Here is a 25,037-nt window from a genome sequence, read left to right as displayed (position 1 = left end):
AACTGGGTGAAGACCTCAGCAGCCCTTACAGCTTCGACTGGAATGATCTGTCTGCTGGCACCCATTCCATTACTGCCAAAGCCACTGATGACAAAGGAGCCGTTACAACCTCGGCAGCCATATCCATTATTGTTGACGGCCCTAATACGGCTCCAACCGTGAGTATTACCAGTCCGGCAAACAATGCCCTTTTCAGTGCAGGGCAAACTGTGGCTATCACTGCGAACGCCTCGGATAGTGATGGCCATGTCGTAAAGGTTGAGTTCTTCTTCGGAAGCACCAAACTCGGAGAGGACCTTACGAGTCCCTACCGGTATGAGTGGAACAATGTACCTTCAGGCACCCATACCATTACAGCTCAGGCTATAGATAATGAAGGGGGAATGGCCATTGTACAGATAAGGATTATTGTGAGCTCCAGAAACCTGAATCCTATTGCCGATGCCGGTAAGAACCTGAGGATATCACTTCCTGCTGATACGGTAATACTTCATGGCGCGGGGGATGATCCCGATGGGATAATCGTTGATTATCAATGGGCTCAACTGGCAGGACCAAGAGCAATGATCACCGAGATCTCTGAAAAGGATGTAAAGGTGAGCGGCCTCATAGCCGGAATATACCTGTTCGAACTGACAGTAACGGACAATGATGGACTGAAAGGGAAAGACAAAATGACTGTTGTCGTATCTCCTTCTCTCAAACGGGGTGTAGCCTATAACTATCCCAAATATTTCACACCTAATGATGATGGCATCAATGATTTCTGGGTATGGGAAGACGAAGAAGCCCTTGTTGATTCCAAACTGACTATTTACAACCGTTTCGGAAAGCAGGTTTTTGAAGGTGAGCCCTATCAGAACAACTGGGACGGGAAGTATAATGGCAAACCATTGGAAGAGGGCCCGTATTATTTTGTCCTTAGCAACAGTGAAAAGACAGTCAACGGAGCCATCAGAATTATCAGGTAATCAATTCTCATTTCTAAAATTCATTTTTAAAGGGTACACACCGGGTGTGTGAATACATCCGGTGTGCCTTCCCTAAATGGAATCAAAAAAACCAATGAAAAAAATACTAATACTTTTGTTTGTCATTACTACGCAGTTGGCAAATGCTCAAAATACCAGCCCGATATACCGGCAATTTTCTCACAACCCTTATTTGTTTAACCCTGCTTTTGCTGCCATCGACAACCAGGCCGCTATAGGCCTTGTTTATCGCAAGCAATGGGCCAATTTCCAGGACGCACCTACCAGTGCAGGGCTGAGCTTGCAGGTTCCGGTGAATCAGAGGATAATATTAGGACTCAATGTTAATACGGATGAACAAGTGCTCATGCAGAACAATACCTTTAAAGGTTCATTCACCTATGTGGTCCCATTGGGCTTTGATCAGGCTTTACGCTTTGGTATTTCCGGTGGTTTTGGGGTCAATGCTCTGGATCTGGACAGCGAGCAGTTAAACACCAATGACCCGGTAATTATGCAGGCAGCAGGTAATAACTACTATGCGGATGGTAATTTCGGAGTGGCCTATATATCAGGTAAGTTCAGGATGGGTTTTGCGCTCACCGAGCTTTTTCAATCAGACCCATTCAGCACCGAGACTTTCAATGAATTCAGTTTCACCAACCTCAAAAACCGGCTCTACTCTGTCAGTTACACCTTTGACCTGAGCGCTGCCTCCAGTGTAACGCTGGAACCGTGGCTTATATATCATGAAAATCAGGACAAGCTACAAAACTATTGGGAGGCCGCAACTCTTGTCAATTTCAATGAAAAACTCTGGACCGGAGCCAGCTACAATCAAAATAGAGGACTTGCTCTGCTGTTTGGAATGAATATCATGGAAAAGGTCCGCTTCACCTATAGCTATGAATTTCCTCCTGCAAACTCCTCTATTACAAATACGAGCTCTCACGAACTTCAGCTCAGCATGAACTTTGGAAAGAAGCATTCTCCGGTCTCAAAAGTTTCCGTGCTCTATAATAAAAATAAGCGTAAGAGATACAAAACGATGAAAAGGAAGGACCTCAGCTTTTTGGAAAAGCAGAAGTCAATCGTTGAAAAGCAGGCTGAAGAGCCTTCGCCTTCTTCCGACACTGTGGAGGAGCCTGAGGATGAAGATACTTTGATGGCGTCCGAAGACGATACCTCCATTGACGAAGAAGGACCCAAGCAGTACTATGTTGTAATAGGGGCCTTTGAACTCATGGAAAATGCTGTAAAGTACCAGGAGTTTATAACGAAAAAGGGTTATCAGGCGGAAATTCTTACAGATACTGAGAGTGGATACAACTATGTCTACCTTACTTCCTCCCAGGATCAGGAAGAAGCGAGGAATTTAAGAAATGATTACCGGCAGCAACCTTACTTTCGTAAGGCCTGGGTGCTGGAAAAGGAATAGTACAGTTGGTTTAGGATGATTGGTACCTGCGGGGAGCGATCATAGGTTCTCCGCGGTGTACCGTTTTTTAACAATGATTTGAAGGGCCGAATTGGGCTGAGAAAATTCCCGAATGACGTGATGTTAGGAAATTTAAAGGTGACATAAGCCAAGTGCAGAGGTTGAATGTCCTGAAACTTTAACCCGAGTTATGCAATAGAAATCTATTCCGCGTCAAAACTGACGGTAATCTAAGGATCCCGTCATTCGCCGGGACAGGCATTACTCAAATTTTGCTACTCACCATAGCGGTGCTATACCTCCGTTGCAAAATTCTGCGTGAGCACTTATCTCACAGCCACTTTTGTCGCTCATCACGAAGTCTATTGCATAACTCGGGTTTAAAGCACCCCTGGCCTTACTCTGAAATCATAGCGAGGGAAAGTTCAAATCCGGATTTGAACCGGGTGAGTTTAACAATGTACGGAGTCCGGGGAGTGTCCCGGGCTTCAGCTTCTGCCATGGATCAGGGGATCCTGAATATTTCCATCGTTGCTCTACGAAAATTTTTGTCTCAGGATGACGTGGTAGTTTGGGATCTCCGTTTCCTTAGTTTCTTCTGTGGTTAATGATGGTGGCGTAATGTCATTATCCAAAATCAACTGAAAGTTGCCTCCCCGAGGCAAGTTAGGCAAGTTCGGGACAGGCAGGATGACTTTAGCTTATGCATTTACATCGGAGCCGGCATGGCCTTTCGTTTTCATCATTTCAGGCATTTGGGGAATTGTCACATTAAAAGTGCTTCCTTTTCCGGGTATACTGACAAAATCAATGGCGCCTCCTATAATGTCCAGGTATCTTTTTACGAGGTGTAGCCCAAGGCCCGTACCCTGAATATTGCTCGCATTTCTCCCCCTGAAAAATGTACCAAATAACTGCTCCTGATCCTCAGTAGGAATACCTATACCTTCATCCTGAACCGAAAAGATAACAGCGCCTTCTATACTTTCGGAGGTAAGCCAGATCCTTTTGTCCTGAGATGAATATTTGCTGGCGTTGGAAAGAAGCTTATTAAGGATATTGATCAAATGCCCCTTATCCACATAGATATTTTCCATGCCTCCCTTATGCCTGTAAAGAATTTCCTGTCCTTCTTTCTTTGTCAGTCCCTCAATCAGTTCTGAGCAAAACTGTTTCACATCAAATTCCACCGGGTTATTACGTACCGTCCCCTCTTCGATTTTGCTGAGGGAAAGAAATTCGTTGAGTATCTCGGTAAGGATTTTGACATTGCCTTGAATCCGTTGCAAATGTTTCTGAGTGTTCTTCCGGTCGTTTTTTTCTTCAAACTGTTCTATCAGGTATGCTGAGGAAAGTATGGTACTCAGCGGTGTGCGAAATTCATGGGAAGCCAGTGTAACAAAACGGGATTTCAGGTCATTTAACTCCTTTTGCTGCTTCAAGGCTTTAAGCGTCTCCGTTTCTGCTCTCTTGCGCTGCGTTATGTTATGCAATACCACCAGCGCATGAGCGATATTATTCCCTTCAGCAACAGGTACCGCATGCAGGCCGTACACCTCTTCACCGGCCGGCACATCAAGATAAATACTTTCCCCTTCAAAAACTTTTTTAAGCTGTGGATTTACCAGCTTACCGGTATCAGCAAAAACCTGATCTAATACCATCGTGTCAAGCATATCCTTCCTTTGCCGCCCCAGCCGCTTTAACTCACTACCACCAACGTATACATACCTGAGATCACTGTTGATAAGTCCTACTATACCATCAGGGAAGTTGCTGGCTATGCCATCTATCAGGTGTTGCCGTTGCTCCAGTGCTTCCTGGTTCTTTTTCAGCTCTTCTGCCCTGATAATACCTGTGATATCAGTGAGTACACCAATAAAATGTGTTAATTTTTTCTTCTCAAAAATAGGCGTCATATCGAGACTTACCCACACCTGCTTTTCATCTTTGGTATATTTAAGAAGCACCTCTGTTACAGCTCGCTTTTTTGTCAGTGTGGTTTCGATCTTTTTCACCGCATCGGCCCTGAGCTCACCATCGGGAACAACCTTAGTGCACAGCTTATTTTCCACCTGCTCAAATGACCATCCCGTTAGTCGTTGAAAACCCTCGTTTACCCATTGTATCCTCCCCTCGTGATCGGTGATCATCACACCGTTGTTGGTATATCTGGCCACCCAGGATAATTTGCGCACGTCCTGCTTCGCTTTCCTCCAATCAGTGATGTCCAGCATGCCTACAGAAACGGATTCTATTTTGCCTTGTTCATCCAATACAGGCGTAAAATTGAAATTAAAGACATGAGAAACTCCTTTCTTATCCACCAGCTCATATTCCTTTTGTACTGTCTTGTGGGTCAGTGATTCCCGGAAGCCGTTTGAAAAGATCCCATAGTGGTCATTCCCGGATTCATTCAGCCCCTCCCCCTTTCTCAGGTTGGCCTGGAAAAATAGTTTCATAACCTTTTTCGCCATTTCATTGAAGGTTATGACATGGTAATTTCTGTCTAAAAGTATAAACCCCTGCAGGCTATTATTGATGAGCGCCTGAGTGTTGGCCCTTGACTCCCGCAGCAGTTGCTCCTGCTTTGTGAGGGTTTCATGGGCTGCCTTTAATTCCTGATAGGTAGTAAGTATCTCCTCGTTGGAAGACTGTAGCTCTTCATTGGCAGTTTCCAGTTCTTCATTGGATATTCTGAGCTCTTCATTCGAAGACTGTAGTTCTTCATTCAGGGATTGCAGTTGTATATTTGATTCTTCCAGCCGCTCAATAAAATCCTGTAGATCTGCCCTGGTATTTTCCAGCTCTTCCTCAAGCTCCCTGATCCTGGTTTGCTCCTTTTTAGCCGGCTCTACCTTCTTCTCTTTACTTTTACCCTGCTTCACAGCCTCGAATACTATCATATAAAACTGATCGGTAGTTGGCTGGTAAAGCAAAGGCCGCATAGTGAACCTGACATAATGATCATGGCCATGACTGTTGAACTTACGCACCTGGCTTTGTACCTCCCGTCCTTCTTTAGTACAGTTCAGTGCAAGAGACTTTAGTTCTATCCGGAGGTCCTTATGAGCCAGCTTTATCATGTTGGCATTCATCTGTCCGGGTTTCAGTCCCATATACAAGCTCACATCACCACTGATCTCCTGTATATCGAAACTATCATTGACCACCACATAGGGATATTTAAAAACACTGTACAGTGTTTCCTTCACTATTTCCGGAATGGTGATCTCTCTCCGCAGTTTTGGCAACTGCTGTATGGGAAGCCTTCCATAGCGGAGTCTTCGAATGGTACTTCCCGCTGTGCGCTGATATATTTTTGCATCCGACTGAACCGTTCCAAACAGGTCTGTCAACTTGCCCACGGACTCTGACTTGCCCAGTACCAGATATGCATTGGAATTGAGAGCCGTGTAGAATAAGCGAAAAATCTGCTCTTGAAGGCGTTTGTTAAAATATATCAGGAGGTTGCGACACACGATCAGGTCGAGCCGTAAAAAGGGAGGGTGGTGGCTGAGATCATGACGGGAAAACAAGATCATTGACCGTATGCCTTTGTTTATTTCATACATGTCACCACTCAACCGTGTCAAATATCTTTCTACATACCGTGGTGGCGCCTTTTCAATTGATTTTTTATCGTATACTCCTTTACGCGCTATGATGAGAGAGCCATCATTGATATCGGTGGCGAAGATCTGCACCGGTATATTGAGTTTCTTTTTTCTTAATTTGGCATCAATGATCATCGCCACGGAATAAGCTTCCTCCCCGGTGGCGCAACCTGGCACCCATACACGCAGTGGCTCTCCCTGCTTTTTTTTAACCAATAGTTTTTCAACATATCGCTCCAGTGATTCGAATACTGCCGGGTCGCGGAAGAAGCCGGTGACTCCTATCAGTACTTTCCTAAAGAGGATCTCAGCTTCTTCACTGTGATTTTTAAGGTAGTCGTAATACTCACTTAATGTGGGAAGTTTGAGCTCAGATAGCCGTTTTTCCATTCTTCTGAACAGCGTTTCCTGTTTGTAATTGTTGAAATCCGTTCCTGTAACCTGCTCCAGAACTTCTATGATCTTGTAAAAAGCTTCCTCTCCAATTTTCAAGTCAACGTGCTGTTTAGGATCAGCTACTATATCGGCCAGTTTCATGCCTATCTCCTCCGGTGCAAGTACCCAGTCAACAGGAGTGGCTTCAATGGCCGCCTCCGGCATGCCTCTGAATTTAGCAGTGTCCGGGTCCTGTACTATTGTAACACCTCCTGCCATCGCTACCTCTTTCATTCCGTTAGCGCCATCTGCTCCGGTTCCGGAAAGGATCACTCCAATCACCCTGTTTTGATGATCTTTGGCCAGAGAAGAAAATAATAAATTAAGAGATGGTTTGGGACCAGCCATGATGGGTGCTCTACTCAAATAAAGCCTGCCCTCCCTGGATACAATTTCCTGGTTGGGCGAGGCAACGTATATCACGCGCGACTGTATATCATGATCATTTTTGATCTCTGTTACATCGAAATCCGTTTTACTGGCGAGTAGCTCAGGCAACATGCTTTCAGTGCCCAGATGCTGGGCTACAATAATTGCAAGATTTTCGGTGTTCTTTGGAATTCCAGAGATCAGGTTTTGCAGCGCCTCCAACCCTCCTGCTGACGCACCTATAGCAGCGATGAAAAATTCCGCTGCTTTGTTTTTATTCTTTACCGCCATACAATGCCGGTTTACCCGTATAGAAGTGTATAATATATTTAGTTTTTTGGTTATGCCTGTTGATAAAGATACGTATTCGCTAATTGGCATTCCAGATTAATACATAGTTTTTATTTGGTGTTAATGGTTAATTGTTAATTGTTAATTGTTAATTGTTAATTGTTAATTGTTAATTGTTAATTGTTAATTGTTAATTGTTAATTGTTAATTGTTAATGGTTAAGTGGTGCTTTTACTGGTTTGACGATTGACATTTTGCTTATAGCTTGAAGCTCAAAGCTTGCAGCTATCCTGCTTCCAGCTTCGTTTTGCCTACAGTTTATTGTTTGCTAACCAATGACCAGTCAACCAGTTCACAAGCGACCAGCAACATAGAAGCGACCAGTACCAGTAACCTGTCAACCCGCCACCAGCCCGAGGCTCTATCAAATAGATTTTGTATTTTCGCCGGCAGGTCAGACTCCTGGCGATTGAAAATCAAAATGAACACACATGAAGGTCTGTATTGCTGAAAAGCCAAGTGTAGCCAGAGAAATAGCGCAGGTAATTGGAGCCGGTGCCCGGAAAGAGGGGTATTTTGAGGGCAATGGCTATCAGGTGACCTGGACTTTCGGGCATTTCTGCACATTGAATTCCCCTGAAGACTATCAGCCTCATTGGAAGCGGTGGGATCTAAACACCCTCCCGATGCTTCCGGAGCGCTTTGAAACCAAACTAATGAACGATAGCGGGGTGAAGAAGCAGTTTAAAGTAATTAGAAGTTTACTGGACAAAGCCTCGTTGGTCATCAACTGTGGCGATGCAGGGCAAGAGGGGGAATTGATCCAGCGTTGGGTGATCAAGGAAGCAAAATACCAGGGTGAAGTACAGCGCCTCTGGATCTCATCCTTGACTACTGAAGCCATTAAAGCGGGTTTTGAGAAACTAAGGCCTGCGCAACAGTTTGACAACCTTTTTTATGCAGGCAGCTCCCGCGCTATTGGTGATTGGTTGTTAGGGATGAACGCCACCCGGCTATACACCCTCAAATATGGTGGTTACAAGCAGGTATTGTCCATTGGCCGGGTGCAAACCCCAACATTGGCCATGCTGGTCAACCGGCATTACGAAATAGAAAATTTCGTACCCAAAACTTACTGGGAGCTTCAGACCATCTACAGAGAGACAAAATTCAACAATACCACCGGTAAATTCTTCTCAAAAGAGAGGGTGAAGAGCTCCTCAACAAAGTCACCGGAAAAGACCTGGTAATTACGGATATTGAAAAGAAAGAAGGTAAAGAATATGCACCTAAACTCTTTGACCTCACCAGCCTTCAGGTATACTGTAATACCAAGTTTGGATTTACAGCAGAAGTAACCCTTAAATTGGTACAGGCCCTTTATGAAAAAAAGGTGGTGACCTATCCACGTATTGATACCACATTTCTGCCTAATGACATGTATCCTAAAATACCCGGCATACTTCAGGGGCTTGCTGATTATTCTGCTTTTACCGAACCTATCCTGGGCAAAAAGATCCGGAAATCGACCAAGGTATTCAATGATAACAAAGTGACCGATCACCATGCTATCATTCCGACTGGTGAGCAAAAGCCGTTAGGCTCCGATGAACACAAAGTATATGATATTATAGTCAGACGCTTTATAGCGACATTTTATCCTGATTGCAAAGTAGCTAAAACACAGGTAAATGCTGAAGTTGAAACCGTGAAATTCGTAGCAAGAGGTAAGGAGATCCTGGAGGAAGGATGGCGGGTACTCTTCCCCAAGGAGAGTAAGAAAGATACCTCTGATGACGATGAGGAAACCAACGAAGATGACGAAGGAATTTTACCTTCATTTGAGAAAGGGGAGCGTGGTCCGCATGAGCCATCCTTCATTGAAAAAACGACCAAGCCGCCAAAAAACTATACGGAAGCATCTTTACTACGGGCCATGGAAACTGCCGGCAAACAGGTAGACGATGAAGAGCTGCGCGACCTGATGAAAGCCAATGATGAAATGCCCTAAATGCACTTCGGGTAGCATCATCAAAGGGAAAAACAGCTACGGCTGCAGTGAGTGGAAAGCCGGCTGCGATATGCGTGTACCTTTCGAGTTTATGAACAAGAAGCTGACTCATCAGCAAGTAAAAAGGCTGTTGGAAAAGAAGGCCACTACGAAACTGAAGGGTTTTGTACTTGAGGGGGAAAAAGTGGAAGGGATAGTGAAGCTAACGAATGATTTTCAGTTGGAATTTGAGAATAAAACAAAATCGCAGTCGCCAGTGCCAGGAAAGAGCGGTAAACCGCTGTGTCCTAAGTGCAAAAAGGGAACTCTGATAAAAGGAAAAACCGCTTACGGTTGCAGCGACTGGAAGTCAGGTTGTGATTTTCGGTACCCGTTTGAACTGATAAAATCCAAAGCCAATGGACGCCCACTGACGAAGGAACTGGTTTTGCAGATTATTTCAGCTTAGATATGAGAAATTTAGGTCGGAAGGCCGAAGACCAAAGCCTTCTTTACTAAGCCTGGAAGGACTGGTAAAGCTTTCCTGGCTATGAACTCTGGCCAGCTCTTCAGAAAGCGATTTTTTGATTCCCAGTTTTGGCAAACCATAGAGGTTTTAAGCCGATGACTGCTTGTGCTAGGTGTCAGACGGTTTTGAACCGTTCAGACACCGGGCTATTTTTGGCTACGATCCTTCGCGTAGTCGCTATGGCGGAGCAAGGGCCGTGAGCAAATGGCTAAATTTCAGTGCTTGTGATAACAAATCACAAACTCGCCCCGTTTGAAACAACGGGGCTCAAACAGTGTGATTTATAAAGTGTACGTGTGGCATTGAAATTCTTAACGCCATTTCCTCAAGGCCGTTCGGTTAACTTGTCATTATCAACAAAATCAACTGAAGTTGTTGGTTGCCTCAGAATGACTTTTGATTTTAATTTAGGGCTTTTGAGGTGGTTTTTCTCTTCCTCTCTAAAATCTCCTCATAATACCTATTCACCTGACCGATTTTTCTATCCCACTGATGTTGTCTGGCAAAAGCATAACCATTCTGCCCCATTTTATACCGATGTTGCGGGTGTTTGTACATGTACTCTACTGCCTCCGCAAGTTCTTTCACTGTGGATTGGGGAGTTGTTACCGAAACTTTTACTGCAGCCGCTGAAGGGATGTGATCACCTGCTCCCTGATGATTGAGGGTGATTATGGGCAGACCGAAAGCCATAGCCTCGAGGAACTGCGACCCAAAGGAATCACGCAGACTACAAAACATAAACACATCATGCTCCTGGTAGGCTGTCTTTACTTCGTGCCACGAGACATGCCCTCGCCAGGTCACATGCTCCTGAATACCATAGTCAAGCAACCACTGGCTCACCCTATGTCCCAGCTTGCCATCACCGAGGATGGTCAGGTGGAAGGGGATATGCCTTGTCTTCACTTCCTTCAATGCCTCCAGTACCAGCGGAAGACCCTTACGTGCAAATATTCGCCCAACCCAAAGTATTCTTAAAACATCAGCATGGTGATGGTCAAAAGGCGCTTTTTCCGAAAAAAAATGGTGAGGCAGAGCCGAATCCAGAAATAGGTTGATCTTCCGCCCTCCCGCCTCTTTGGCCTTTTTCAAGGTATCGTTGTTCGTAGCCAGTATCAAGTCCGCCCGTTGTATGGTTTTTGTAAAATCAGGATTAAAAACGGTAAGCAAATTGCTGGTCCACCTCCTGAAAATCTCCATATGCCAACCTCCGGCAAAATATTTTTTAAACGCAACAGGCGCAAAGTTATTTCCTCCGACCGGGCCGAACACAAAAGGCTTTTTCAGTCTCCACAGCCCCGACCCCAGTTGCAAACTACCCAGAGTCACATGGTGAAGGAGGTCAAAATCAATTTCTTTATCGAGCACAGCGGCTTTTTTGGCTGCTTTATGCTGCCACACCAGGTAATGCAGGTATACGAAAGGTTGAAAACGGTATAAATAGTTGATCCAACCTGGCACCTCAACGAACTCTACATGTATTTTTAGTGAGGGATTACGCTTCAATGCTATTCTGATCGCCTCCTCTCCTTCTTTTGTGGTAAAACACCATACCTCATTCCCCAGCACGGCATTACCAAAAGTCCAATGCCAGCCATGACCGGGTTCGGAACCCCGGTCGGGAATGCAGGCGTATGCAGAGATCAGCAGCTTCATTTCAATGAATTAAATAGCCAAAAACACGCTGCACATAGCCTTTTATCAGGTGCATCGGCACTAACCCTGCCGGGGAGTTTCTCAGGGTATAGATCGTGAAGTTGCGCAGGTTGCCACCACCTTTAATACTAAACAGGTGATTGTAATAGTTTCTAAGGCTCTTTTTTTTTCTGATCTTATGATCACCACCCTCCTCAGGGTAGGTGAACAAGTGGGCATCATAATTACAGTAAACTTTAAAGCCATTGCGCCTGGCCAATACCGTGAAGTCATAATCGGCCATGTAATGGGGTAGTTTCTCCTCTTCAAAGAGACCTATGGCTTCAAAAACAACTCTGGGTATGAGCAGTCCGCGCCCCGGAAAAAGAGAAACTTCATGAAGCCCTTTCCAGTCTTTTTCTTCCAGTTCTTGCAGAAGATACCTGGAGGTATTCCATACCTGATGTGTAACCTCACCGCCATAGTAGGGTTTTAATGTCCCAAAATCTATGTCCAGCGCTCCGAGCAGCGCATCAGGCTCTTCTGCCGACCTATATAACATCTTTTCCATAAAATCTACGGCAGCGATAGTATCGTTGTTCAGTGTCATTACATAGTCTGCACCGGCAACCAGTGCATGCCTGATACCCAAATTGACGGCTGCCGTCCAGAACAGGTTTCCATTCCCGGTAATTACCGTCACTTCCGGAAATTCATGCTCCAGCATCTCGCCTGTACCATCGGTAGAACCATCATCAACTACAATTATATTATGCTCATGCACTGTTTGCCGCTCCAAAGAAAGCAGGCAGTTTCTTGTAAACTTCTTTCTGTTATGTACGGGAATAACTATCGATATCATCTGCTGAAAAATATTAAGTCCATTTGTTTATTTTCGCTATGGCTTCCTGATCATTACCGGGCTTATCAACTACCATGAATGATAGCAACCAGCTAAAAATGACTGCCCCCAGGCTATCCAGGTACAGAAATGTATCCACCTGCATGATGAACAGCAGGAATATCAAGACGGCCAGAAGCGCTCCCATTTCCTGGTTTCCTCCGAGCGCCTGCCTGTAATGTTTTAATGCCTTATAAAAAAGGAGTAAAAAAATGATCAGCATGACCAACCCCTGACTGACTAAAATTTCCAGTGAAGTACTGTGCAGATGCAAATGATATGCTTCCTGTTCATTCCATAACTGTGCTACATTGGAAGTGATATCCAGAAAGTAGTGTCCGCGATAACCATTGCCCAGCAACAGGCCACGCTGGTCGTAAAGCAGCCAGTTGAATGCGTCCTGCCAGAGAAACGCCCTGCCATTAAATGTACTGACATCAATAAGGTCCACTCGCTGTAGTATGGCAGCGAACACCGGTAAATTCAATAATTTATAGATGAGCAGCCCGGTATTGAGAAGAATAGGTAAGGTAAAAACTGACACCCAATAGACACTTTTTACGCTACTGACAGCCTTCAAGAGGATGAGAAGCATTACCACAATAAAGATAAGAGTGGTCAGTCTGGAATTGATCATAAAAAGAAGAACAAGGTTCAATGAGAAATACAAGATCCATCCGGTTAACCACCCAATGTGTTTTCGTGCAAAAGGGAAGTAATACAAGAGCATAATGCTCAGCACGGCTACCAGGCACGCCCCACTGTATATCCCATCAACAAAAGGAAAACTAACCCGCCCTTCGATACCGTGCAGATAGTTGCTAAGCCCCAGGACAAAATAGCCTGCCAGATTGACCAGTAACAGCAAGCTCAGGCTAATAAAAGTCAGCCTGACGAGTTCGCGCTCCTTTTCATTGTATAGATGAACCACCACAAACGCCTGAAAAGGCATCAAAATGAGTATCGATCTGGCCAGGGTGAGTGATCTTGTAGTATCGGGAAGGTTTTTCCCAAGTGCGATAAATAGAGATGCTACTGTTGACATCAGGAACAGCGCCATCAACAGGTACCAGGCATTCACTCTGATGCGCAATTCCCTACGATAAATGAGGTCGGTCAGATAAAAAAGCACAATAAGCGCATATGGCATGGCCGAGATAAGGTATCCCATGGAAGGGCTTTTTGAAGCTGAAATATAGGACCCTATGCCAAACACAGGAAAGCTGGCAACAAACAGTGCGTTAATGATATCCTTTTTATACATCATCAGTATAGCAGATTAAAATATTTCTTCCCACCTTCCAGCCATCCTTTGGGTACTATTCTTTTAATCCTTTGCTTTGTGCGTGACCAGCGGGTAGTAAAAAGGCGCTTGAATATTGCACTATCCATGTGCCGGTCCACCATTACAAACTCAGGATGCCTCAATGGGAAATCCATTGGCTCCAGCTTCATGCTGTTGATGATCGCATTATTACTTACGGTGTGTGTAGCATCCTTACCAAACCCCAGGTTGACCACCAGATTTTTAGATGGCACCACCGTAAGGCCGGCATTGAGCATTCTGGTATACTGCCACTGGTAGTCCCATGATGTGAGATAGTCTGCTCCGGAATACGTCCTGTCAAATACATATTGGAAATAATCCTGCTCGTCAAATGACTGAAAATACTGGTCATGATATCTTTTTTCACCCACTTTTTCATAGTACTTCATATCATAACTAAAGAGGTCCCAGGCCCGTTTCCAGGTAGCCCAGCCCCAGATGTAGTTATGATTGGAAAAGAAGTAAGAGTACTCATGGTCACGATGCTTCAGCGGCAACAGGTTATTTCCACCTACCTGCATTATGCGTGTGTCATGTCTGTAACACCTGAGCATTTCGGAGCAGAAACGGAAGAAATCCAGCGCAGGAAGGCAATCATCTTCTAATATAATTCCCTCCTTCACATGCGAAAAAAACCAAGTGATAGCCTCAGAGACTGCCTCACCACAGCCCCGGTTCTCTTTTTGAAACAGGGTACTCACCTCGCACTCCCAATCCACATCAGTAGCTATTTCCCTGACCTTCCTGCATGTCTCCGCTTCTCCGGGTTTGTCATTTCGCGGACCATCTGCTGCTACAAAAAGTTGCCGGGGCTTTGCCAGCCTGATGGCTTCGAACACCTGCCAGGTAACCTCCGGCCGGTTAAAAACTAAAAAAAGGACGGGTGCCTTAAGAGATACTTCAGAAGCTGTGCTTTTCATCTGTTAAACTTTTATTTTCGAACGGACTATTTCTTTGATCAGATTTTGGAAGGACCTCCTGTCAGAAACAACATCCCTCACCACAAATGGCGGATGCTTCAGCGGCATCTCCAGGTCCAGAGCCACCATATCAGCATTTTTACTTTTGCCATTGGTAGTGTGTGTTGCGTCTGTTCCGAAGCCCAGATTCCTGATCAGGTTTTTTTGTGGCACAATCGCCAGACCGGAATGGATAAAGCGGGCGAATTCCCACTGATAGTCCCACCAGTCTACCGTACCTCTTCTGGCTACCGTAAGGTCAAACTTCCTTAGCCGGTAAAACCGTTCCAGCGGATTCATAAAAAAGCCGTCAAAATATCCTTTGGCCCTTAGCTTTTGGTAAAGGGAAATATCAAAGTCAAACAGCTTCCAGGCTCTACGCCATGTGGCCCAACCCCAGACATAACCGCTCCTGGAGAAATAGTAGGAGTAGTCCTGATCGTGCTGCCAACCATGGAGAAAATTATTACCTCCAATATGCATCACCCGCAAATCATCCCGGTATCGCTCCAGAAGGTCCTGACAGTACCAAAAAAAGCTTTGAGATGGCAGACAGTCGTCTTCAAGGATGATACCTTCCTCCTCATGTTCAAAAAACCAGGTAAAAGCAGATGAGGGAGCCACGCCACAATTGAGATTAGTCTCTCGAAACAGCGTTTTAACCTCACACTCCCAATCTACCTCATCGATTATTTTCCTGGTTTCCTTACACTTTGCAGCATCAGATAGTACGTGGGGTCTGGGACCGTCTGCCGCAATGTATAGCCGGGGAGGCTTCACCTGACGTATGGCTTCAAAAACCTGCCGGGTAGTGTCAGGCCGGTTGAAAATCACCATCAAAACGGGTGTGCGGAATTTCATCCCTGAAGAAGCTATAGCCATAGTCGGTAATTTTCATTAAAATTCACTTCCTGTATTTAATTTATCCATGATGCTCATCATTAAAGGCACTTGATCTCTATCATCAGGTGGAGGTGTACACATGCTTACACATATTCCGATGATAACTCTCATAGTCTCTGATCATTGCCACGATCTTACCGGCAACTCGGGAAGGCTGCGTGTACTGGTCGGCAAACCGGTAGAAAAACAGTTGCTGCCTGTCGTGATAGCGCACTGATATATCCTGAACCATATTTCCGAACCGGTCTTCAGGAAGTATTTCGACACAGCCTGCTGCAAAAGCAGTGGGTAACAGCATATTGGAGCCATGAAAACCCACTACCACATGACTTTTGCTGTATATTTTACACCACTCTCTTTCAATATCTCCGTTGAGGCTGTTCACACGCCTGTCATGAGTATTCCCATTAAAGTTACCTGTGGTTCCAAACCCGACAATAAAAAATTCTGCTTCGGTAAGCTCGTTTTTAACATACCTGATCGTACTTTCTACCAACTGCTTCTGCCGCATTGAGAGCAACTTCCCTCCCACCTTCAGCCAGCCTGATTTTCGGCAAGCCCTGTAAAACCAGTAATCGGCCCGGTGTGGATGCCACCAGCGATCCTCACGGAGCACAAAGGTTATACGCGGTGTAGTGTGGGTGAAATTTTCGATGCGGAAGGGCTCTACCCCCGTATAGCGGGCTATGTCTACTCTGGTAAAATCAGGGTGCGAGTAGGCATAGCTTAGATAGACTCTGTCAAACCTCTGAAGCTGCGCAGACACAAATTCCGCAATAGCGGTGTAGCCTTTTCTCAGCTCCCCCAGTTTAAGATCTACTATCCATGCTTCCGCACATCCGGCCGGGATCATCCATTCGAACGCTTTAGATATAATGAGGACAAGCCCCGTTGAAGGATTGCGGTCCAGGTGGTGCTGGGCATTGTAGAGCTTGAGTAGTGAATGTCCGTATAAAAAGTCGAGTGTATTTAAAATGACTACATCATTGTGTGCTTTGAAAATTCGCTTCTCGATAGATACTTCCTGCCCTGCGAGTGGAAATGACTGCTTCACCACTTCTTCCAGCCATTTATAATCCTTATGGCCATGATAAATCTCCCCATCGTCTACTGCTACTGTAAAAGGCACCTCCACATGATGTCCGACAGGCAGCATCTGGTAAAAAGGAAACCCGCAATGCCTGCATGTGCAGTCGATATAAGAGTGCATACCGCCTATTTTTACTTCCTCCACTGTTGCCTGTATCTGAGCATGGCAGCGAGGGCAACGGAAATCAAAATCTGGTTGTGGTTTTAACGCTATCATAGGCCATTCGTCACGTAACATGATTTAACTTCCAGAACGAGAAAATGCCCTTAAAAATGAGCTTCTGGTTTCTCCTTGTATCGGCAAAAAAGAGATCGAGCACGAAAATGCTTATGGTAAAAGAAACAATAGTAGCTATAATCGCGCCTGTAGAGGCATAGATAGGTATCAGCCAGTAATTGACGGCTATGTTGATAGATGCCCCAATAATAGTGGCTACCAAAGAATATTTAAATAAGCTCTCATTAACGATAAAGACTGACTTACCCACACCCATGTTTGTAAAAAACAACCTGATCGCAAATAAGGAAAGAAGCACTCCTGCCGCCTGATATTCAGCTCCGTAAAGGAAGACAATGATCCCATCTGCCAGAAAATACAGGGGAATAGCCACAATAATGAACAGCAGGAACATTAACCGGTAAAAGTTTAGCAGCCGGCTGTCGTAGAGCTCGTTGCTCATCTTTTTCGCCTTGGTAATGGCCGGGGTAAAAGTATTCATGACCACCATAGGGATAAACCCGAATATCTCTATGATCTTCAGCGCTACAGAGTACTGCCCAACCTCATAGTTATTCAGCATCTTACCCAGCATCACCTGATCAATCCGGGCCTGGGTGTGCAGGGCAATGCCATACAACGTAAGCGGCCAGGCTTCATTAAGAAGGCTTATTGCCAGCGTTTTATTGAAGCTCCATTTTAGTAGCGTGCCCTCTTTCTTCTTGTAGATGTAAGCATATCCAAGGGCATTCATCACGGCAGCAACGAGGATAACCCAGGCAAACCAGATCAGTGGCGCCTGATAATAGACCATCACGATCTTGGCCAGGCTGCTCCCCATATTTACAAGCAACTGGACTTTAACCACATACTTGGAGAGTACTTTGGCCTGAAAGAAACAATTTACAATTTCGAATGCCTTAAAGATCTCGGCAGTGGCAATGATGACGATAAGAATAGCTGTAAACCTTTCATTCTGCATGAATATCAGCACCCCGGAAAGGACCGCAAGCAGCACCAACGACCCTGCCAGCTTTAGTATGAAGCTGGTTCCCAACAGATCGTGCTTCTGATCCATATCTTTAGCCAGCTCACGTACGATGATCTGGTCTAGCCCCAGCGTTGCGAATGCAGAAAATATACCTACAAAGCTGATGGCATAATTTAAAAGGCCGTATTGCTCAGGCTGCAGGTACCTGGCGATATAGATACCCACCACCATGGCCACGAAAAGGGTAAAGACCTTTTCAAAGAGCAGCCAGGAAACATTTTGAAAATACTTATGAAAACGTTCCGGGATCCATTGCAGGAGCATTTCAAACCTGGCCTTATGACTGGTATGCTGCGCCATAGGTATAGCTATATCCGTTGAGCCCGGTTCTGACGTCATTTAACAGAATGCTTACATTCCTGATCTTCTGTTCCTTATAGAGGTTATTGATTTTAGACAGGTGGTACCTGCTGGTGTAGCTTGACCTTACTACGTAAATATTGGCATCGGTATGGCGCATTAGAATAATATACTCAGCTACGTAGCCGATGGGCGGAGCATCTATAATAACAGTGTCGTACAACTGTCTGAGATCCTCTATCAATTGGTCCATCTGTGGCAGGCCGATCAGGTTGAGGGGGTTAGGTGGAGTAGGACCGGAATTAATAATGTGAAAACCCTTGATCTGGGTGGCATGAATGATCTCCTCAAGGCTACAGCTCTTGACAAGATAGTTGGAAAGTCCACGAGTATTTTTGATGTTAAAATAAGGTGACATACCGGACCTCCTCATATCAGCATCGATCAGGATAGTTTTCTTGCCGGATTGCGCTATGGTAGATGCCAGATTAACCGCACAGAACGTTTTTCCCTCACTCTCTAATGAAGAGGTAAATCCTATAACATTCTTTTCCTTTCCCAGTGTCAGGTACTGCAGGTTAACTCTCAAAGATTGAAAGGATTCTGTAAGGGGTGTTCTTTTTTCGGAAACCACCTGCTCTTTTTCCTGTTTGCTACCATGGATAATGGTGCCTATAAAAGGTATCTCTGTAGCTTTCACTATATCTTCTCTCGATACCAGGTGATCATTCCAAAAGTCTTTCAACACTACAAATCCGATCGGAAGTGCCAGTGTTAGAAATAAAGCAATCAGGTAAACCAGTTTATTATTTGGCAATACAGGTCTGTTGCCAATTACTTTTGCCCGGTCCACAATGGTTTTTTCTACAGTATTGGAGGCAATGGCAATGCCTGCCTCAGCCCGCTTCTCCAGCAGGTAATTGTATACATTATCGCTAAAATCGAACTTGCGCTGAATATTTACGAGCTCTCTTTCATTGGCTGGCAACCGGCTGAATTCTCTCCTTATTCTTAATATCCGCTGATCCAGATCATTCAGGGCAATAGTGGTGACATTAATGATATTCTGTACATTTTCCTGCAAAGTATTTTTTGTATTCCTGATCCTGCGGTCCACCACTTCGGTTACAGGATTCTGCTCTTTGGCATTATAGTTTAGCCCTGCACGCTCCTGGTTCAGCTTCGAAAGCTCTATGAGAAGACTACTTAGCAAAGGGTCCTCCAGTCCAAAAGTAGACGGGGCCACTACATCACCAAACCTGCCCTCCGCCAGGGATTCCGATATGTAAGTGTAGTACTTGAGCTTCACCTGCAGGTCAGCCTTTTCCGATTCAAGCCGGTCCAGGTTTTTACTCAGGTTTTCCGCGGTATAACTAATATCCTGGATATTGCTCTTCGCACGAAAATTTTCCAACCACCCCTCTACCCTTTTCAAAGAATCCGAAACACCGCTAAGCTGGCTATCAATAAACTGGATGGTCTTCACTCCCAACTGGTTTTTCTTGTGCAGTTCGTTTTGAAGGTATATATGAAGCAATTGATCAAGGAAACGGGCCGTTTTATGAGGTACGCTTCCACGCATACTTAGCTCCACAATATTCGATTCCCTTGAAATTGGGTACACTTCCAGCTCCGTTTGGTAAGTTTCGATAACCTCGCTTAAGTCGTGTATAACAAAATAATACCTTGTATTTTCTTTTGGAGCATAAAGCTCATTAGGTCTGATAGTAAAGGCCAGGCTGTGTGTTCTAAAAGGTTTTCCGGCCTCCACGACCTCCCTGAGGTTGATTTCATCAAAGGTATCTTCCGTTCGGTTGGTAAGGAAGTTATAGACATCGACATCCCGGCCGACAGCCTCAATACGGTAACTGCCACCCGGCAGCGGTTCTATATAAACAGGTACATCGATCATCTGACTGATGGTGGAGTCAAGCTCCACTATAAAGGGAAAATCTCCATATTTCTCTTCAGCCCTAAATGATTCCTTTGAAAAGTAAGAAATACCGAAATCCAGCGATCTTATTGCGTTGCTCACCATGCCGTAGGATTTTAATATCCCTATCTCGTCTTCCAGTTCGGTATCCGAAGTGAATAGCCCCATTCCTCTCAAAAATTCCTTACCTCCCAGATCGTTTTTGCGTTCGCTCTTCAGCAGTATTGAAGCTTTCACCAGGTAGACCTTTGTAGCGTACTTGGTGTATAAGTAGGCGCCAGGCAGCAGAAATATGGCCGCAAAAACGAAGTAATGCCACTTCGACAACAGGTAGAGTACAATTCCTTTGATATTGATCTTGTCATTCATAATTAATCACTCTATGTAACTCAAAATCAAGATGGTGGTAGTGGCAGCGGAAAAAAGTAAACTAAGGAGATCGAGATTGGTACGCTTTACCGTTGCCTTGAGCGGCTCTACATAAAGCACGTCATTGGGCATCAGATAAAAATACTCTGACTGCAATATCTTCGGGTCCGTAAGGTCTACCAGTACTACCTGGTTTCCCTCCGGATGCTGCCGGATCAGTTTAATATTTTTCCTGTTGCCGAACTGTGTCAGATCCCCTGCCAGTCCTAAGGCCTCCAGTATGGTTACCTGGTTGTTGAAAACATAATGATACCCTGGGTTCTTAACTTCGCCCAATACGGTAATTTTGAAGCTGAGCAGCTTTACAATTACAGTAGCGTTATTAAGATATTGCTGGGCATTGCCCTGTATCATCTGCTGTACCTCTTCCAGTGTCAATCCCTTTACTGTCACGGTGCCTATTACTGGTAGCGTAATTTGTCCCTCATCATTCACTGAATATCCTTCCAGGTATAAATTACCGGGGGCTATAAACACCGGCCCCATGTATGGACTTACATTAAAAATATCTGATAGTTCGGTGTTGCTGGCGCTTTTTACCTTTACGGAAATGATGTCATTGGGCTGTATCCTGTAAGGCTTTTTTTGATTCTGAACGAGCTTGGCTCTCTGACCTGAAAAGCTTTCATCCTGTAGGTAGATCATGTTCTTGTTGTAGTAACAAGACGTCAAAGATATTAGCAATATAGCGTAGAGGGGGTATTTTAGTACCATAGCAAAGTCTGTTTTCTCCGTCAATAAATTGATGACAAATTAGGACCTTGCACCCCACTGATAAATGACGCCTCTCATCAAGAGAGAAAATCCTTATCATATTTTGGATTTACGATTGACGATTTACGAATGATGGTTGGTTGGAATGGTGAATGTAAAAGTACTGCCTTTTCCTTCTTCGCTTTCTACCTCCAGTTCCCCTCCGTGCCACTGGATAAATTCCCGAGCCAGGTTGAGGCCTATGCCCGACCCCCGTTCGCCTTTAGTACCATATGTGGTGATATGCTCCATATTGCCCTGCCTGATCTTTTGAAGGTGTTCTGCACTCATTCCCACCCCATCATCAGCGATTGAAATACAGATCCCGCTATCCCGCTCTTTTGTACTGACAACCACCACCCCTTCCTCTTTCGAGTATTTTATGGCATTGGCGATAAGGTTCCTCAAAATCGTTTGAAGCATATCCGTATCTGCCATGATCTGTTGCTCCTGGGAGATGGCAAGCTCTACATTGATATTTTTATTATACAACTGGCTCTGCAGAAAAGTTAAAACCTTTTGCACCTCATCAAAAAGATTCAGGGCAACGGGGTTGTACGACACTGCTTCAAACTGCGTTTTAGTCCATTCGAGAAGATTGGTTAATAATTTCAATGTAGCGGAGGCGTTGTCTTTTGTCTTCGAAATTTTGTCTCTCACTTTATCGGCCGGCAGTGTATCTATTTGTGACTGCAACATGCCAAGGCTCATATCCATGTTGAACAAAGGCGTAATAAGGTCATGGGCTATTACAGAAAGCAGCTTGTCTTTATACTGGCTATGCTTTAGCAACTCCTGGTTCAGTTGCCGGATCTTCGCCTGCTTTTCCTTCTCTTTTGTAATGTCAATGGCAATTTCGAGCACGGCAGGCAATCCGGATTCGGAGAAGCAAAAAGGGATCTTGCTGGTCTGAAAGTACTGTTTCTTTCCTTCGGGCTGAATAAGTTGTTCCTCACAGGTATACATACGATGAATGGGCTCTTCAGGAGGGCATTGTCCGTTATCAATAACCACATATTGGTATCCCTCGGGTAAAGCAGGTTCTCTGGTGTTGAGCAACTCATCTATGTTTTTAGCATAAAATGCTGCTGCCGCTTCATTGGCAAGTACAATCCTACCTGCACTGTCACGGGCGAACAGCCTGTGAGGAACCAGGTTGATCACCTGTCTGAGCCGCTTTTCTGCGACCTGCAAAGTGATTTGGGTCTTCACACGTGCCAGCAACTCTTTTGCTTTAAAAGGCTTGCTTATATAGTCCACAGCTCCCACCTGAAAAGCTTTATCTATATCGTCTTCGCTGGCCTTCACTGTCAGAAAAACAATAGGTATCGTCTGTGTCCGTTTATCGCTTTTAAGCTGCTGTGCCAACTCATACCCTGACATCGTTTTCATAACAATATCCAATAAAATGAGGTCCGGTTGTTTCGCAAAACATACTTTCAGTGCTTCAGCCGGGTCGTCCGCAAGCATTATCCGGTAGGCAGGACTAAGAATAGAAGCTACCAACTGTAGATTTCTTGGCTCATCATCTACAACAAGTACGGTGTACCTCATCGTTTCCTGCTCTCTCTGTAAATTACTTTTTATCATTCAGTTTAGGCGAAATTTCTGTGGGAAAATGCTGCAACAACCACTTCAGCCGCTCCACATTGAAATGATCAATAGCACCAGTCACCTCCCGAATATATTCTTCAAGAAAAAATTGCAATTCTTCCTTCTCCGCGTACATCTCCAGGCTATTGACAAAATCAGAAATGCTATCAATATCCAGGACATTACTCATCTGCCCGGCTTGATGGGATAACTCAATAAGCTGTTTCATTGACTTGGTTAAAATGACTTGCTGCTCAACCTGAGCAGGATGGCTCTGCTGTTCTTGTAATGCCGGTTCCGGGGAGCTAAGATCCCTTACTTCGAACGGCAGGTAATACATAAGCTTAAGGAGCAGCTCTGATTTGCTCACCGGTTTCTTCAGAATATCATCAAACGATTCCAATATCCGCTTCTCTTCGTGCGTCATGGCAGATGCAGTAAAAGCAATAACAGGTACTTTTGTGCTTACATTTTTTCTTATCTGCCTTACTACCGCGTACCCGTCCATTTCCGGCATTCTTAAATCCATCAACACCAGATCAACCGTATTTTGTTCCATCAGGCGCAGTCCTTCCTTTCCTGAGGCAGCTTTTAACAGGTGAATATCATATTCTGCAAGAAAAACTTCTACCAGTTCCAGGTTGGTCTTCAAGTCATCAACAACCAGTACGGTAGGAAAAAAGAACTTTACTGCAGTTTTTGCCCAATCCACCTTAGTATCCTCATAACGTACCGCTGCTTCCTCATACCCAACCTTCGGAAGCTTTACTGTAAAGGCGCTGCCCTTACCGGGGTCACTCTTCACTGTAATGGCGCCACCCATAAGCTCTACGAGTCGCTTTGTAATAGTCAGGCCGAGTCCCATTCCTTCGTAGTTTTTAACCTGTGACGATCTTATTTGCATGAACTTCTCAAAAATCATCTCAATATCTTCCTTACTTATCCCAATACCTGTATCTGCCACTGAAATTCTCACATCGGCAGTATGGGTATACTTATCCAGGTTATCTATCTTCGTTTCCACCGTAACTGTCCCTGTAGGGGTGAATTTGATGGCATTGGTGACGAGGTTGACGAGCACCTGCTTGGTTCTTAAGTAGTCCAGCATCAGGGTTTTCGGCAGGTCGTCAGGTAGTTTAAACAACAGTTCTACATCCTTTACTTTTACCGAAGGGTCCAATGTTTGTTTTACATCCTCAAAAAGCCTTGCGAGGTCTACCGGCTCCGGAACAATAGCCACATATCCGGCTTCGATCTTAGAAAGCACCAGCAAATCGTTGATCAAACGCAGTAATGTCTTTCCACTCGAATGTATCGTACGTATGTAGCTCACTGATATCGCCTCCTTTACCCGTTCCATTAACACTTCCGAAAACCCCAGGATGGCGTTCAATGGTGTGCGGAGCTCATGGCTCATATTCGCCAGAAATTCACTTTTCGCCTGGTTCGCTCGCTCCGCCTGCTGCTTAGCCTGCTCCAGCTCCCTGTTGTTTTTTTTATTCTCCTCAAGTAATTGCTCGAGTCGATGTTGATATTCCTTAACCTGGGTAATATCAATAGACACTCCAATAACACCAATAGTCTTTTCATTCCGGTCTTTGAGTGGTACTTTATCAGTTTTAAACCAAATGGTCTTGTCGGGAGGTATTACCACCGTTTCCTCAATGTTCAGCTTTGGTTTTCCTGATTCAAGCACCTCCTTATCGTCAACCCAGTATTTTTCGGCATCAGGAAACAGCTCAAATCCTGTTTTTGACAACAAGTCTTCGCGTGGAATATTCACCGCCTCCTGATACGCCCGGTTAAATCCCAGTAAATTATTGTGGCTGTCTTTCCAGAAAATAAAGGCAGGGACTGCATCTAAAACCTCCTGAAAAATATTTTCTTTCAGGCTAACATCTTCATGATAACCCACCATACTCTTTAGTTTATCTGTCAGCAACTTCACTGATTCTTCAAGCTGCTCGTAAGTGGGCTTTTTGCGATCGGTCGTTTCCATTAATATAATATTAAATAGCGTTTGTAAGAAACCTCTAAGTGGCTTTAAGAAAACGTTCCCGCCCAAACAGCGGGACGAAGTTCCAAAAAGCGGAACGTACTGAAGCACGAAAGCATTTTGGAACGAGCGTAACACGGATATTGGCGTTTTCTAAAAGACACTAAATACCGGGAATTCCTGCCGAAGCTACCAAGGCCGATTAACAATGCCTGGTCGCTACGGCTCCTCTCAAAAACAGTTAACTCTTTAATGTTAACACCGTTATTTTGTTAAGTATGGGTTTAGTAGTATTTTGATGCGGGTGC

Annotated in this window: 14 protein-coding genes and 1 pseudogene; 3 read left to right on the top strand and 12 right to left on the bottom strand. The window is 44.8% G+C overall.

The window, feature by feature from the left end; translation table 11 throughout:
- A partial coding sequence (locus C900_RS25370; protein WP_040497549.1) for a T9SS C-terminal target domain-containing protein occupies positions 1 to 971 on the top strand: 971 nt, incomplete at its 5' end.
- A gap of 94 nt (positions 972 to 1,065) precedes the next feature.
- Complete coding sequence (locus C900_RS25365; protein WP_040497548.1) at positions 1,066 to 2,409, top strand: PorP/SprF family type IX secretion system membrane protein; 1,344 nt, start codon at positions 1,066 to 1,068, stop codon at positions 2,407 to 2,409.
- A gap of 701 nt (positions 2,410 to 3,110) precedes the next feature.
- On the opposite strand, the gene C900_RS25360 is transcribed toward C900_RS25365, so the two are convergent.
- Complete coding sequence (locus tag C900_RS25360) at positions 3,111 to 7,121, bottom strand: CheR family methyltransferase (protein WP_009583264.1); 4,011 nt, start codon at positions 7,119 to 7,121, stop codon at positions 3,111 to 3,113.
- Positions 7,122 to 7,612: 491 nt separating this feature from the next.
- Between C900_RS25360 and C900_RS31085 the strand changes: the two are divergent.
- A pseudogene (locus C900_RS31085) lies at positions 7,613 to 9,580 on the top strand (type IA DNA topoisomerase).
- 462 nt (positions 9,581 to 10,042) lie between these two features.
- Here the strand turns inward: C900_RS31085 and C900_RS25350 are convergent.
- The 11 genes from C900_RS25350 to C900_RS25300 all read right to left on the bottom strand — a co-directional run bounded on the left by C900_RS25350 (position 10,043) and on the right by C900_RS25300 (position 24,732).
- On the bottom strand, positions 10,043 to 11,299 hold the full coding sequence (locus C900_RS25350) for a glycosyltransferase family 4 protein (RefSeq protein WP_009583258.1): 1,257 nt from the start codon (positions 11,297 to 11,299) through the stop codon (positions 10,043 to 10,045).
- A gap of 1 nt (position 11,300) precedes the next feature.
- Positions 11,301 to 12,140: a glycosyltransferase family 2 protein gene (locus tag C900_RS25345; RefSeq protein ID WP_009583257.1), complete on the bottom strand. Its 840-nt coding sequence runs from the start codon at positions 12,138 to 12,140 to the stop codon at positions 11,301 to 11,303.
- Positions 12,141 to 12,153: 13 nt separating this feature from the next.
- Complete coding sequence (locus C900_RS25340) at positions 12,154 to 13,446, bottom strand: O-antigen ligase family protein (protein ID WP_040497547.1); 1,293 nt, start codon at positions 13,444 to 13,446, stop codon at positions 12,154 to 12,156.
- Positions 13,446 to 14,426 carry a hypothetical protein gene (locus tag C900_RS25335; RefSeq protein WP_009583255.1) on the bottom strand — a complete coding sequence of 327 codons (981 nt, stop codon included), beginning with the start codon at positions 14,424 to 14,426 and terminating at the stop codon, positions 13,446 to 13,448. Before C900_RS25335 ends, C900_RS25340 begins: the two co-directional genes overlap by 1 nt.
- Positions 14,427 to 14,429: 3 nt before the next feature.
- A complete protein-coding gene (locus tag C900_RS25330; RefSeq protein WP_009583254.1) occupies positions 14,430 to 15,347 on the bottom strand; it encodes a hypothetical protein in 918 nt (305 codons plus the stop codon).
- A gap of 82 nt (positions 15,348 to 15,429) precedes the next feature.
- On the bottom strand, positions 15,430 to 16,695 hold the full coding sequence (locus tag C900_RS25325) for a hypothetical protein (protein WP_040497546.1): 1,266 nt from the start codon (positions 16,693 to 16,695) through the stop codon (positions 15,430 to 15,432).
- Positions 16,685 to 18,064 carry a flippase gene (locus tag C900_RS25320; protein ID WP_083867586.1) on the bottom strand — a complete coding sequence of 460 codons (1,380 nt, stop codon included), beginning with the start codon at positions 18,062 to 18,064 and terminating at the stop codon, positions 16,685 to 16,687. The genes C900_RS25325 and C900_RS25320 overlap by 11 nt, the downstream gene beginning before the upstream one ends.
- The gene (locus C900_RS25315) at positions 18,003 to 20,327 is read right to left on the bottom strand and encodes a polysaccharide biosynthesis tyrosine autokinase (protein WP_009583250.1); all 2,325 of its coding nucleotides are present in this window, start codon (positions 20,325 to 20,327) and stop codon (positions 18,003 to 18,005) included. The genes C900_RS25320 and C900_RS25315 overlap by 62 nt, the downstream gene beginning before the upstream one ends.
- 6 nt (positions 20,328 to 20,333) lie before the next feature.
- Complete coding sequence (locus C900_RS25310; RefSeq protein WP_157494216.1) at positions 20,334 to 21,101, bottom strand: polysaccharide biosynthesis/export family protein; 768 nt, start codon at positions 21,099 to 21,101, stop codon at positions 20,334 to 20,336.
- Positions 21,102 to 21,224: 123 nt separating this feature from the next.
- Positions 21,225 to 22,730: a hybrid sensor histidine kinase/response regulator gene (locus C900_RS25305; RefSeq protein WP_040497545.1), complete on the bottom strand. Its 1,506-nt coding sequence runs from the start codon at positions 22,728 to 22,730 to the stop codon at positions 21,225 to 21,227.
- Positions 22,717 to 24,732: a PAS domain-containing sensor histidine kinase gene (locus C900_RS25300; protein WP_009583247.1), complete on the bottom strand. Its 2,016-nt coding sequence runs from the start codon at positions 24,730 to 24,732 to the stop codon at positions 22,717 to 22,719. Before C900_RS25300 ends, C900_RS25305 begins: the two co-directional genes overlap by 14 nt.
- Positions 24,733 to 25,037: the final 305 nt, after the last annotated feature.

The sequence above is a fragment of the Fulvivirga imtechensis AK7 genome (assembly GCF_000331535.1).
In the GTDB taxonomy this organism is placed as follows: domain Bacteria; phylum Bacteroidota; class Bacteroidia; order Cytophagales; family Cyclobacteriaceae; genus Fulvivirga; species Fulvivirga imtechensis.
This window is presented reverse-complemented; position numbering and strand designations above follow the sequence as displayed.